9 protein-coding genes and 1 tRNA gene are annotated in these 13,059 nt (G+C 68.0%); 4 read left to right on the forward strand and 6 right to left on the reverse strand.

The window, feature by feature from the left end:
* Positions 1-29: 29 nt before the first annotated feature.
* From ftsE to ACIBVP_RS44680, 3 genes are all read right to left on the reverse strand, one after another.
* The gene (ftsE, locus tag ACIBVP_RS44670) at positions 30-719 is read right to left on the reverse strand and encodes a cell division ATP-binding protein FtsE (protein ID WP_396112647.1); all 690 of its coding nucleotides are present in this window, start codon (positions 717-719) and stop codon (positions 30-32) included.
* Between the two features lie 267 nt (positions 720-986).
* Entirely contained in the window at positions 987-2,090 is a 1,104-nt protein-coding gene (gene prfB / locus ACIBVP_RS44675; RefSeq protein ID WP_396112648.1) for a peptide chain release factor 2, read from the reverse strand.
* Between the two features lie 51 nt (positions 2,091-2,141).
* On the reverse strand, positions 2,142-2,642 hold the full coding sequence (locus tag ACIBVP_RS44680) for a PadR family transcriptional regulator (protein WP_396112649.1): 501 nt from the start codon (positions 2,640-2,642) through the stop codon (positions 2,142-2,144).
* Between the two features lie 2,273 nt (positions 2,643-4,915).
* Here ACIBVP_RS44680 and ACIBVP_RS44685 point away from each other — a divergent pair.
* Both ACIBVP_RS44685 and ACIBVP_RS44690 read left to right on the forward strand, forming a co-directional pair.
* Positions 4,916-4,992 (forward strand) — tRNA-Met (locus ACIBVP_RS44685).
* Positions 4,993-5,333: 341 nt separating this feature from the next.
* A complete protein-coding gene (locus ACIBVP_RS44690; protein WP_396112650.1) occupies positions 5,334-5,741 on the forward strand; it encodes an Lsr2 family protein in 408 nt (135 codons plus the stop codon).
* A 328-nt stretch (positions 5,742-6,069) separates the two neighbouring features.
* Here the strand turns inward: ACIBVP_RS44690 and ACIBVP_RS44695 are convergent, their stop codons facing one another.
* The gene (locus ACIBVP_RS44695) at positions 6,070-9,015 is read right to left on the reverse strand and encodes a UPF0182 family protein (protein ID WP_396112651.1); all 2,946 of its coding nucleotides are present in this window, start codon (positions 9,013-9,015) and stop codon (positions 6,070-6,072) included.
* 138 nt (positions 9,016-9,153) lie between these two features.
* Here ACIBVP_RS44695 and ACIBVP_RS44700 point away from each other — a divergent pair, with 138 nt between their 5' ends.
* Positions 9,154-9,678: a PPA1309 family protein gene (locus tag ACIBVP_RS44700; RefSeq protein WP_396112652.1), complete on the forward strand. Its 525-nt coding sequence runs from the start codon at positions 9,154-9,156 to the stop codon at positions 9,676-9,678.
* A 227-nt stretch (positions 9,679-9,905) separates the two neighbouring features.
* Here ACIBVP_RS44700 and ACIBVP_RS44705 read toward each other — a convergent pair whose 3' ends face one another.
* Positions 9,906-10,922: a PDZ domain-containing protein gene (locus tag ACIBVP_RS44705; RefSeq protein WP_396112653.1), complete on the reverse strand. Its 1,017-nt coding sequence runs from the start codon at positions 10,920-10,922 to the stop codon at positions 9,906-9,908.
* Between the two features lie 179 nt (positions 10,923-11,101).
* Here ACIBVP_RS44705 and ACIBVP_RS44710 point away from each other — a divergent pair, with 179 nt between their 5' ends.
* Positions 11,102-12,448, forward strand: a complete 1,347-nt coding sequence (locus ACIBVP_RS44710; protein ID WP_396112654.1) for a zinc-dependent metalloprotease — start codon at positions 11,102-11,104, stop codon at positions 12,446-12,448.
* A 70-nt stretch (positions 12,449-12,518) separates the two neighbouring features.
* Here the strand turns inward: ACIBVP_RS44710 and ACIBVP_RS44715 are convergent, their stop codons facing one another.
* A complete protein-coding gene (locus tag ACIBVP_RS44715) occupies positions 12,519-13,049 on the reverse strand; it encodes a M48 family metallopeptidase (RefSeq protein WP_396112655.1) in 531 nt (176 codons plus the stop codon).
* Positions 13,050-13,059 lie beyond the last annotated feature (10 nt).

The following is a 13,059-nucleotide window of genomic DNA, read 5'->3' on the forward strand; positions in this document are numbered from 1 at the left end:
GGGTCGGGAGGGCGGGGTTGCGGGGGTTTCTACCGGCCTACGCCGTAAACCCCTCGTGAGTCGTCGCGCACGACCTGGCCGAGCGACAGTTCCACGACCCGGCGCCGCATGGAGTCGACGATCGAGTGGTCGTGGGTCGCCATCAGCACCGTCGTGCCGGTGCGGTTGATCCGTTCCAGCAGCAGCATGATGTCCTGGCTGGTGTCGGGGTCCAGGTTTCCGGTCGGCTCGTCGGCGAGCAGCATCAGCGGCCGGTTGACGAACGCGCGCGCGATCGCCACGCGCTGCTGCTCACCACCGGACAGCTCGTGCGGCATGCGCGCGGACTTGCCTTCGAGACCGACGAGTTCGAGGACTTCGGGCACCACCTTGCGGATGGTGTTGCGCGGCTTGCCGATGACCTCGAGCGCGAAGGCGACGTTCTCCGCGACGGTCTTGTTGTGCAGCAGCCGGAAGTCCTGGAAGACGCAGCCGATGGACTGGCGCAGGCGGGGGACCCTGCGCCGCGCCATGCGGACCACGTCGAAGTTGGCCACGTAGACGCGCCCCTTGGTGGGCACCTCTTCACGTAGCAACAGCCGGAGAAAGGTGGACTTGCCCGACCCGGATGCCCCGATGAGGAAGACGAACTCACCCTTGTCGATCTCGACGGAAACGTCCTCCAACGCGGGGCGCGTGGAGGTCTTGTACACCTTCGAAACGTGTTCGAGCCGGATCACGAGGCGCGAGTCTACCTACATCCGTTATCGACCTGTTGCCTTGGGAGCGGAAGACGCTGACCAGCCAAGATCGGGACGGATCCGGCAAACGGCCGCCTCCGGCCCCCGAATCCCAGCGTAGCGCCGGTCACCGACATGATCGCCACCGCCGACGGACCCCTGTGGACAACCGCCCCGATTGTGGACAACCCCACATCGAGACGGCCCCGATGTCACCCCTCACCCCTGGGCTGGCGCCGGGGGCCGGTGGCCGCCCCGGCGCCGAAATCAGGCCGCCTGAGTGCGCCGCCAGCGGATACCGGCCTCGAGGAACCCGTCGATCTCCCCGTCGAGCACGCTGCCCGGGTTGCCGACCTCGTACTCGGTCCGCAGGTCCTTCACCATCTGGTACGGGTGCAGCACGTACGACCGCATCTGGTTGCCCCACGACGACCCACCGTCACCCTTGAGCGCGTCCATCTCGGCACGCTCCTCCTGCCGTTTGCGCTCCAGCAGCTTCGCCTGCAGCACCCGCATGGCGGCGGCACGGTTCTGGATCTGCGATTTCTCGTTCTGGCAGGACACCACGATGCCGGTCGGCAGGTGCGTGATGCGCACAGCCGAGTCAGTGGTGTTCACGCTCTGTCCACCGGGCCCCGACGACCGGAACACGTCGATCCGGATGTCCTTCTCGGGGATGTCGACGTGGTCGTTGGTCTCGACGAACGGCAGCACCTCGACCCCGGCGAACGACGTCTGCCGACGTCCCTGGTTGTCGAACGGGGAGATGCGGACGAGCCGGTGCGTGCCCTGCTCGACGGACAGCGTCCCGTAGGCGTACGGGGCGTTGACCTTGAACGTCGCGGACTTGATGCCGGCCTCTTCCGCGTACGAGGTGTCGTAGACCTCGGTCGAGTAGCCGTGCCGCTCCGCCCACCGCAGGTACATGCGCAGGAGCATCTCCGCCCAGTCCGCGGCGTCGACCCCGCCCGCCTCGGACCGGATGGTGACGATCGCGTCGCGTTCGTCGTACTCGCCGGAAAGCAGAGTGCGCACCTCGATGGACGCGATGTCGTCGTGCAGCCGCTCACGCTCCGTGTCCGCCTCGGCACGTGCGTCAGCCGACCCCTCCTCCTCGGCGAGCTCGTACATCACACCGAGGTCGTCGAGCCGCTGGCGCAGCTCCTCGATGCGACGCAGTTCGCTCTGCTTGTGGGAGAGCTGGCTCGTTACTTTCTGTGCCGACTCGGGGTCGTCCCACAAGTCCGGACGGGCCGCCTGCTGCTCCAGATCCGCGATCTGGGCACGCAGGGCGTCCAGGTCCGACACGGCCTCGACGCTGGCGAGGGTGTCGGACAGTTCCTTCAGGTCAGCTGCGACGTCCGGGTTCACGTCTTCAGAATCTACCGTGAACCCGCACGCCGTCCGCTTGTGGCGACCCTTTCAGGAGGTGGGAATGGAGTCGAGCAGCTTCAGGACCGCCTTCGCTCGCGCCACCCCGAACTCAGCGATCGCCTTCGAGTAGGCGCCGTCGGCGGCCTTGACCGCCGACCTCGCCGCATCGTGTTCGTCGGAATAGACCTTCTTGGCCGACTCGATGAGCGCCGCCCGCTGTTTCACCGTCAGCGCGTCCGCGTGGACGAGCCTCAGGATCAATGGGCTGCGGAGATGGTCGGGACCGGGCTCACTGCCCAACCATCCTTTGAACGCCTTCTTGCCCGCGGCGGTGACCAGGTATTGCTGGCTCGACCGCGGCCCCTGCTTGCCGAGCCGGACCAAACCGGCGTCGGCGAGTGCGGGGAGCTCGCGGTATACCTGACTCCGCGTGACACTGAAGAACGACCCAAATCGATCACGGGCAGCCGAGACCAATTGCCCACCAGTAGCCGGACCTTCGTGCAGCAGCCCCAAGAGGGCAGCAGCAGTTGCATTCAGTTCAGACACCTTACCACCGTGCCACGAACAGAAGCCGGTGTCCACAGTGGCCGGGACATCTGTCCACTGTGGCTTGTGCGATTTCGGGAGCCGCCACGAGGAGTTCCAGTCGCACAGTACGCCGAGATTCACCGATCTCCCTGAGAGCCAAGGAATCCTTCGCACCGCGAAAGAACTTCCCGATTCGAGACGGCCGTTAACGCTTGTACCAGCGCAAATACCAACGGGGCGACACGCACACACCGGCCACGACACGACCCTCACCCCACCCGGGACAACCGCGACAGGAACACAGAACCGCGCTTCTCCACGCCGTTTCCAGCGTTCCGGGGCCCCCCGAGAAGGCCGCTACTCCATCCGGGTAAAACATCCCCAGAGCCCACTCGACAATGACCGTTCTCATGCGGGACTCGAGCGACCGATGACGACGGTCACACGCGCACGACGCCCACCCAGTCCTGTGTGGACGACCCGTCGGCGCCCTGTCGCAACTATTCGCACACCCAGGTGCACGTGCATGCGTCTCGTGCAACCAAGTGTCCGAACTGGAAATCACACAGACCGACTTCTGTCACGCCGAAACTTCCGGGCCACCACAGGGACTCCAGTGGTCCAGACCGCCGCCAAACGGAGCAGCGACCTTCGTCCACATCGCTCACAACGCACGGCTCACGCGCCGAATGCTCGACACCAAACCGTCCACACGTCACCAATCAGTCGCCTGCGCACTTCGACACACCCCCTGACCTCCACGCCTTCCATCCACCCATCCCCATGCCTTCCCAGCTGTCCCCAGTGGCCCACCCCCGCCATCTCCGCTTCCGACAGCCACCCTTTCCCTCCGACGCTCACTCCTTCCCCCGCCGCCGCCCTCACCACCCATCCCCGCCTCACTTCCCCTCGCACGTTCCCTTCTCCGCCCTTCCCCGCCCTTTCCGATCCTCCCTGCTTCCCTACCTTCCCCGCCTTCCCCTGCCTTCCCCTGCCAGCCCCTGCCATCCCCTGCCTTCCCCGCCTTTCCCGCTCCTCCCACCTCGCCTTCCCGCCTTCCCCCGGCCTTCCCCCGGCCTTCCCCTGCCATCCCCGGCCTTCCCCGCTCCTCCCCCCGCCTCCCCGGCCTTCCCCTGCCATCCCCGGCCTTTCCCTGCCTTCCCCGGGCCTTTCCCCGTCTTTCCCGCTCGTCCCCGCCTTTCCTGCCCTACCGCGTCCGTCTCGCCTTTCCCGCCTCCACCCTTCCTTACCCCCGCTGGCCTCCCTGTCCACCCCTCCCCATCGCGACCCGTGTCCGCCCGCCCCTTCCTTTCAATGCCGTTCCCCTCGCTGCCCTTGCCCGTCCTCCATCCGATCGCCACCTTTGTCCGTCCACTCCCTCCCCCCATCGCCCTACCTGTCCACGCCTCCCCTTCCTCGCCTGCCCTTTCCCAGCGCCGTCGTTCCTCCCCAGTCCTCCCAGTGCCGTCCTCCCTCGCCCTACCTCGCACCGGACTTTCTCCCCGTTCCTCCCAGCGCCGTCCTCCCTCGCCCTACCCCGCACCGTCCTTTCCTCCCGCTCCTCCCAGCGCCGCCCTTCCCCCGCTATGCCCTCTCGCCGGCCCTCCCGCACCCTTCCCTCGCCGTTCTTCCTCGCCCACTCCTCCCTCTTGCCGCTCCCTCATGCCGCCTCGCTCTCGCCACCCTTCCCCGCCCGCTCCTACCTGCACCGCCCTTCCTCACCCACCGCTTCACGCCGCCCTTCCCCGTTCGCCCTGCCTGCCCACCCTTGCCCGTTAGCCGTTCTCCTCCCATCCCTTCCCATCCCTTCCCATTCCTCCCCAGGTCCTCTCATGCCCCGCCCCTCCGCCTTCCCTGTCCTCACACGCCCGTCCTTCCCCGTTCTCGCACGCCCCGCCCTCTCCGCCCTTTCCTCGCTCCTCGTCACCCTTTCCTTCCCCCCACCCCCTCCCGCCTTCTTCCCAGCCCTTCCTCGCCCTCCCTGTACCCCCTCCGATCCCCGCCCTGTCCCCGCCCGCCGACCAACCCATCCCTTCCCCACCGCCCGCCCCGTTCCCTTCGAAGCCCATCCCTCCCCATCTCGGCCATCTCCGGGCCCGCGTATCCCTTCGAGCCCTCCACGCATCTCCCCCGCCTACCTCCGGCACCCCCAGCTCCACGCACCCCTGCCGCACCCTTCGAGCCCCAACCCTGCAACCACCCCTTCGGGCCACGTTTGCCCAGGTCAGCGCACAAATGACCCCCCGGTGGAAACCCCCTCGAAACCCCGCGTATAGTTATGAACACAACGACGCGGGGTGGAGCAGCTCGGTAGCTCGCTGGGCTCATAACCCAGAGGTCGCAGGTTCGAATCCTGTCCCCGCTACCAGGGACGATGGCCCCTCGGAGATCCTTCCGAGGGGCCATCGTTCTTTTGCGTGCACGAGTAATACGTGTCACATTCACCTCTGCCGGCCGCTCCCGTGTGGACACCGCCGCAATTGGACGTCCGTTCATCGATCGAGCGAATTGAATCCGGTAAGTCGCCTTGCGTCGCACTGGAAATGGCTCATGGAAGGTGCGTCCACGCGGAGTCGCGTTCGGACAGTCGGCACCAGCAGCGATCCCGGTTCGTTTCGGACTCAGGCCGCTTATTTGCTAGTGTGCCGACACAAACCAACGGTTGTGCACGCATGTCTCGTGCAACGGCGTCCAAGGGAGAGCAGCCAGATGGCTCAGAAGGTATTGGTACAGCTCGTCGACGACCTGGACGGCACCAGCTCGGAGGACGTTTCCACCGTCCTGTTCGGCCTGGACGGCGTGAGCTACGAGATCGACCTCTCGGACGCCAACGCGGAAAAGCTGCGGGAAAGCCTGGCGGAGTTCGTCGAGTCGGCGCGGCGCACCGGTGGCCGGATCAAGCGCGGCACGCGTCCTGGCCAGGCCGGCAAGTCCGCGAACTCCGGTGAGGCCGGCCAGATCCGCGAGTGGGCGCTGGAGAACGGTTACGAGCTCGCCGGCCGCGGACGTATTCCGTCGCACGTCGTCGAGGCCTACAAGGAGGCGCAGGCCGAGTCGAAGCAGGCGAAGTCGGCGAAGCCCGCCGCCAAGCGCAGGACGCGCGCGAAGAAGGCCTGACCGGGTGGTTCGCGGACGCGGTCAAAGCACGGAACCGCGTCCGGTAGCCGGCCGGGATATTGACATTTGGCGTCGCGGTGTCACTGTTGCGTGCTTGTACGTCCACAGTGGATAACTGGCTCTCCCTGGCTCTGTTCGACGACACCCGATGATCTGACGCGGTGAAGCAAGCACGGCCGTCCGCACCGCGGGCGGCCGTGCTTTTTTCGTGTGCGGCGGTTGCCGCATTCGCCGCAATGCCGGATCGCGCTAGCCCTTCCAGACGAAAAACGCGGCCTCCCCGATCGGTGGTCGGGGGAGGCCGCGTTTTCGGTTGGTCCGGGTCGGCTCAGCCGCCGCCACCCGACGGCGGGTTGGCCTTGGCGGACTCGTAGGCGGCGACGGCCTTCTCCAGGTCGGACAGTGCCTGGCCCTGGGCGGCGAAGTCACCGGACTGCTGGGCGTTCTTCAACGCCTCGAGCGCGTTGCCGATGTCCTGCACGGCCTTGTCCATGCCTGGGTTGTCCCCGCCGGTCGACGGCGGCGGCGTGGTCGTGCCGGGTGGTGTCGACGGGGTCTCGGTCTCCGGCGGCGGCTGTTCGCCTTCCTCCGGCGGTGTCACCTCGCCGCCTGCGCCTTCGCCGAAGACCTCCTCGAGCGCCTCCTGCAGCGTCGGCGCGAACCCGACTCGTCCACCGAAGTACACGAGCACGCGGGCGAGCTGCGGGAACGCGTTCTCGTCCTTCTGCTCGATGTAGATCGGTTCGACGTAGAGGAGGCCGTCCGCGACCGGCAACGTCAGCAGGTTTCCGTAGATGACGTTGACGTTCGGGTTCTGGAACAGAGTTCTGTTCTCGGTCACCTCGTCGGTGGTTTCGAACTCGTTCTGGACCTGGCCGGGGCCCTTCGTCTGGTCCTGTGCGGGTAGTCGCAGGACTCTGAACTGGCCGTAGTCGTCCGGGTCGGACGACACCGACACCCACGCGGCGAGGAACTGCCTTCGCAGCAGCGTCATCGGGCTGGTGAGCTGGAACGTCGGCTCGGCCTGGCCTGGCGCCTGCGCGAGGACGTAGTACGGCGGCTGGTTCGGTGCCGCGCCTCCTGCCTCGTTGTTGCTGCCGGTCGGGTCGGACGGCACGTCCCAGAACGTCTGGGTCGAGAAGAACTGTCCCGCGTTCTCCACGTGGTACTGCGCGAGCAGTTCACGCTGCACCTTGAACAGGTCCTCCGGGTAGCGGAAGTGCTCGCGGAGGGCGTCGGGGATCTCGCCGTGCTTCACGGTGTCGGGGAAGACGCTCTCCCAGGCCTTCAGCACGGGATCCTTCTCGTCGATCGCGTACAGCGTCACGGTGCCGTCGAACGCGTCGACGGTCGCCTTGACGGAGTTCCGGATGTAGCTGATGTCCCGGTTCTCCTGCCGCGCGACGCCGGTCAGCGAGTCGTTGGTGACCTCGCCGAGCGGGGTGCGCTGCGCGTACGGGAAGTTGTCGAGCGTGGTGTAGCCGTCGATGATCCACTTGATGCGGCCGTCGACCACCGCCGGGTACGGGTCGCCGTCGACGGTCAGCCACGGCGCGGCCTTGCTGACGCGGTCCCGCGGATCACGGTTGTACATGATCTTCGAGCCTTCGCCGATGTCACTGGAGAACAGGATGTTCCGCTCGCCGTAGTGGGCGAAGAACACGAACCGGTTGAACCAGCCGTCGACGGGCACGCCGCCCTGGCCCTTGTAGCGGTAGTTCTGGTCGGTGGGGGTGTCGTACTCGCCGCGCGCGTTGACGATCGCGTAGTCGGTGTTGAGTTCGCCGTAGTAGATCCGCGGCTCGGTGACCGGGATGTCCATGTCCCGGCCGCTCTCGAGCGCCTCGAGGTCGCTCACGGTGAAGACCGGGTAGCCGCCTTCGCCGCTGGACTCGCCTTCGGCGAGCGCGCGGTTGATGCGGTTGGCTGGCGCGGCGACGAACCCGTTGCCGTGCGTGTAGACGAGGTGCCGGTTGATCCAGGAGGTCTGGTTGGCGGCGAGCCGCGTGGAGTCGAGTTCGCGGGCCGCGACGATGTAGTCCTGGACCTTGCCGTTGACCTCGTACCGGTCGACGTCGAGCTTGGTCGGGAAGCCGTAGAAGTTCTCGCCACCTTCGCGCTGGGTGAAGGTGCGGGACAGGATGCTCGGGTCGAGCAGGCGGATGTTGGGGATGGTGCCGGTGTCGGCCTTCACCTTCTGGGAGGTGGCGGCGTCGACGGAGGCGTCACCCGCGTAGTCCTCGAACTCGACCTTGTCGTTGGTGAGCCCGAACGCGTACTTGGTGGCGTTGATGTTCCGTTCGATGGACATCGCCTCTTTCTCCGCCTCGTTGGGCTTGACGGAGAACTGCTGCAGCACGGTCGGCCACGCCCAGCCGACGAGGATGCTGGAGAGGATGAGCAGCACGATCGCGATGGCGGGCAGCTGCAGGTTCCTGACGAACGCGCCGACGAAGAACGCGACGGCGCAGAACCCGGCGATGAACATCAGGATGAGCTTGGCGGGCAGCACCGCGTTGAGGTCGGTGTAGGTGGCGCCGTCGAACAGGCCGTTGCGGGTGGAGAACAGCAGTTCGTAGCGCTCGAAGAAGTAGTCGACGGCGAGGACGACGACGAACAGGCCCGCGGTGACGGACAGCTGCACGCGGGCGGGGACGGAGAAGTTGTCGCCCTTGGCGCCCAGTCGGATGCCGCCGAAGATGTAGTGCGTGACGAGCGCGCCGATGCCCGCGATGGCGAGCGCGACGAACAGCCAGGTGATGAGCCAGCTGATGAACGGCAGCGTGAACGCGTAGAAGCCGACGTCCTTGCCGAACTCGGGGTCGGTCTGCCCGAACGTCTGCGCGTTGAGCATCAGCTGCACGGGCTGCCACTCGCCCTGGCCCGCGGCGCCCGCGATGGCGCCGACGACCACCGGGACGCCGATGCCGAACAGCCGCACCCGCTGCACGATGGTCGACCGGTAGCGGGCGAGCGGGTCGTCCGCGCCGGAGACCGGCACGAACACCGGCCGCGACCGGTAGGCGATGGCGAGGCTCACCGCCAGCAGCCCGCCGACGAGCAGCCCGATCGCGAAGAACAGGATGAGCCTGGTGAGGATCACGGTGGTGAACACCGACCGGAAGCCGACCTCGCCGTACCAGAGCCAGTCGACGTAGGTGTCCAGCAGCCGGGCGCCGACGATCAGCACCAGGATCAGGACACCGGCGATACTCAGGAGTATCTTGGCGCGTCGGGACAGCTTCGGCATGCCGATCGGGGGCCTGGTGGCCACGGTGCACTCCCTGTGTTGACCAGTGTTCGCAGGACCGCCGAGGGCTGTCCTAGATGTCCAACTCTATTCCGAGCCTGTCAGGTTCCCGTTCGGGTAGGTCGAAATAGCCGAACGCGAGAATAGGTGAGGATGGCAGGTATGTCCGCGAGCCATGCCCAGCACCTGTCCGCCGCCGCCCGGGAGGTCGACGACTTCGTGTCGACGGCCGGGTGGGACCAGCCCCCGCAGTTGTTCGCCCTGGTCCCGACCGCCGAGTTGGTGGCGGCCAACCCCGAACTGGCCGGCCAGGTCGACGCGGGCGCGTTCCTCACCCCGGTCGCCCAGGACCAGCTGCCCAACGAGGACCTCGCGGAGGCGCTGGCAGGCATCATGTGGCCGGAGGCGGTGGAGGGGTGCGCCGTCGCCCAGGAGATCGTGGTGCTCCCGCCGGACGCGGAGGACACCCTGCCCGGCGGTGAGAAGACCGGTGACACGGACGCGCTGCGTCGCATCGCCGCCGAGCACCCCCGCCGCCGCGAGGCCCGCCTGGTGGCCGCCGTCCTACGTGACGGGTCGGCCGCGTGCGTGCTGCGCCTGCGCAGCCAGGAGGGCGACGACGAGATCATCGAGCACCCGGAACTGGCCCCCAACCTGACCGACGCCCTGCTGGACACCCTCCGCTGACCGGGAAGCGTCTTTCGGGACCGCTCAACGTCCCGGAAGACGCTTCAGGACAACCCGCGCCACCAAGCCGCTGACCTGCGAAAACGCGAGAATCGTCCGGCCCCCGGTACGTAACCTCGACCCCCACCCGTTCCCGGGGGCCACCCGCCATGCCAGTCTACCGGTGCCCACCGACAGATGGACCGATGTCGATCTTGCCTGTGGACAACTCCGCAGGCTGTGGACAACTAGCAGCTGGGTGGCGTCCGGCCCGCGTCGAGGTCCTCCAGCGCCTCGACCGCACCGGCCAGCGTCTCCACCTTCACCAACCGCAGGCCGTCGGGCGTGTTCGACTTCGCTTCCGCGCAGTTGTCGGCGGGCACGAGGAACGCGGTCGCCCCGTCCTCCTGTGCGGCGATCAGCTTGAACGGGATGCCGCCGATCGGCTTGACGTTGCCCTTCTCGTCGATCGCGCCGGTGCCGGCGACGGTGCGGCCCGCCTCCATCTCGCCGGGGGTGAGGGTGTCGACGATCGCGAGCGCGAAGATCAGCCCGGCGGACGGGCCGCCGACGTCCTCGAGGTGGATCGTGGTCTCGAAGTCGACGTCGGCGCGGTCGGCCGGCGCGAGGCCCATGAACCCTTCCTGCCGGTCGTCGGTGCCGAAGTCGCTGGCCTTGCCGAGCTTGATGTCGGCGGTCTTCTTGGGCCCGTCCTCGTGCTGGAACGTCACCGAGACCGTCTGCCCGGGCTTGGTGCCCTTGAGCGCCTCGCGCACGTCCTCCTGCACGGCGATGTTCTTCCCGTTCACCACCCACAGGCGGTCACCCGGCTGGATGACGCCGTCGGCGGGCGCGCCGCGGGTGATCTCCTGGACGACGACCTTGACCGGCTTGTCGAGCAGCCGCAGCGCCGCGGTCTCCGCCGCGCTCTGCGAGTCCTGGAACATGATCTTGTTCTCGCGCTCGAGGTCTTCCTGGGTCTGGCCGGGACCGAAGTACTCGTCGCGTGGCGCGAGCGCGTAGCGGCCGCTGACCCACTTGCCGAGCGCGTCGAACAGCGTGACCTCGTCGTTGATCGACACGGTGGTCATCCGCAGCTGCCCGCTCGTCGGGTAGGTCCTGGTGCCGTCGACCTCGATGACGGCCTGGCCGTCGACTTCGCCGAGCGTGTCGTAGGTCGGGCCGGGGCCGATGGAGACGTACGGGACCTTCACGAACCCGCCGATGAGCGCGAGCGCCGCCACCAGGATGAAGCTAATCGCCACGGTCCATCCGCGCCGGGTCAGCCCTCGCGGACGTTCTGTGCCCGGTTCGTAACCGATTGTCCGCGGGGCCTCGGCCTGGGGGCTCGGGGTGTCACTCACGGGTTGACAGGGTACGGCGTGTTCTCGATGAGCGAATCACCGCGCGTTACTGGCGTGGCGTGTCCGCGTACCTTGGACACATGACCGAGTTTCCCTTTGGCTTCGGACCGCCGAACCCGGACGACCGTGGCAAGAAGGAGCCCTCAGGGCAGGGCGAGAACCCCGCTGAGGCGTTCAACCAGCTCGGCCAGATGCTCAGCCAGCTCGGGCAGATGCTCAGCCAGGCCGGCACCTCGGCCGGGCCGGTGAACTACGACTTGGCGAAACAGATCGCGATGCAACGCCTGACCTCGGGCGACGTGGGTTTCCGCACGTCGACGGAGTTCCAGGGCGCGGTGACCGACGCGGTGCACCTCGCGGAGATGTGGCTCGATCCGGCGACGATCCTCCCGACGGGGGCCACGGCGGTGAAGGCGTGGACGCCACGTGACTGGGTGGAGAACACCCTGCCGACGTGGCAGCGCCTGTGCGACCCGGTCGCCCGCCGGGTGTCGGGCGCGTGGGTGGAGGCGCTGCCCGCGGAAGCGAAGCAGGCCGCGGGCCCGCTGCTGTCGATGGTCAGCCAGATGGGCGGCATGGCGTTCGGTTCGCAGCTGGGCAACGCGATGGCGCAGCTGGCGTCGGAGGTGCTGACGTCGACCGACATCGGCCTGCCCCTCGGCCCGCCCGCTACCGTGGCGTTGCTGCCGCAGAACATCGAGGAGTTCACGAGCGGCCTGGAGCGCCCCAACAGCGAGGTCCTGGTGTTCCTCGCGGCGCGGGAAGCAGCACACCAGCGCCTGTTCGCGCACGTCCCGTGGCTGCGGCAGCGCCTGCTGGCGACGGTCGAGGAGTTCGCGAGCGGCATCCGCGTCGACACGTCCGCCCTGGAGCAGCTGGCCACCCAGATCGACCCCGCGAACCCGCAGTCGATCGAGGAGGCCATGCAGTCGGGCATGCTGGAGCCCCAGACCACCCCGGAGCAGAAGGCGGCCCTGACCAGGCTCGAGACGCTGCTGGCCCTGGTGGAGGGCTGGGTGGACGTGGTCGTCGGCGACGCGGTGACCGACCGTCTTCCCGGCGCGGACGCGCTGCGCGAGACCCTGCGCCGCAGGCGTGCCAGCGGCGGCCCGGCCGAGCAGACGTTCGCCACGCTGGTCGGTCTGGAACTGCGCCCGAGGCGTCTGCGTGCCGCCGCGGCCCTGTGGCGCCTGGTCGGCGACCAGCACGGCTTCGAGGCCCGCGACGGCATCTGGGCGCACCCGGACCTGGTACCGACCGCGGAGGACCTGGACGAGCCGATGGACTTCGCCGAGCGCGTGGGCAGCAAGCCCGCCCTGGAGGACGACCCGATCGCCGCGCTGGAGCGCGAGGAGCAGGCCAAGCGCGACCGGGAGGCCTCCGGCGAGGACGGGGACACCGGCAAGGACAGCGGCGACCAGGGTTGACGAGCAGCACGCGCAGGGTTCTTCGAGTCGCACCGCGTCCCGAAGAACCCTTCAGCCCGTGACCCCAGGTTCAGTCCTCGGCCACCACCCCCAGCCCAGCGGCCGCGGACAGCCCTTCCAGGTAGCCGATGGCCCGATCGGCCCGCGGGTACTCCCGGACCAGGTCCCAGAACTTGGCGTTGTGCGACGGCACCAGCAGGTGCGCGAGCTCGTGCACGAGCACGTAGTCCAGCACCCAGCCGGGCACGGACTTGAGGTGCTCGCTCACCCGGATCGTCTTGTCGGCGGGCGTGCAGGACGCCCACCGGGTGCGCATGGGCGGCACCCACCGAACACTGTTCGGCACGGCGCGACCCTGAAGATGTTTGGCCGACAGCTCGGCACAGCGACGTAACAGCGCCTCGTCCGACGGCTTCGTCGGTGGGAGCTTCCGAGGCTCGCCCTTCAGCAGCTTCCGCTGCATCTCGGCGACCCAGTGCGCCTCCTCGGCCTTCGACAGCCGGGCAGGTATCAACACGACCAGCGTGTCGCCGTCGCGATACGCGGTCACGGTGCGCGTGCGGCGCTTGCTGCGCCGCACTTCGACTCTGGATTCGGCCACGGCTGCCACG

The organism is Actinophytocola sp. NPDC049390 (assembly GCF_044466355.1).
In the GTDB taxonomy this organism is placed as follows: domain Bacteria; phylum Actinomycetota; class Actinomycetes; order Mycobacteriales; family Pseudonocardiaceae; genus Actinophytocola.

What these genes read in the sequence shown, in the direction of transcription:
- ACIBVP_RS44700 (WP_396112652.1), top strand. Translation starts at nt 9,154, where the DNA reads ATGTCCGCGAGCCATGCCCAGCACCTGTCCGCCGCCGCCCGGGAGGTC.
- ACIBVP_RS44710 (WP_396112654.1), top strand. Translation starts at nt 11,102, where the DNA reads ATGACCGAGTTTCCCTTTGGCTTCGGACCGCCGAACCCGGACGACCGT.
- ACIBVP_RS44690 (WP_396112650.1), top strand. Translation starts at nt 5,334, where the DNA reads ATGGCTCAGAAGGTATTGGTACAGCTCGTCGACGACCTGGACGGCACC.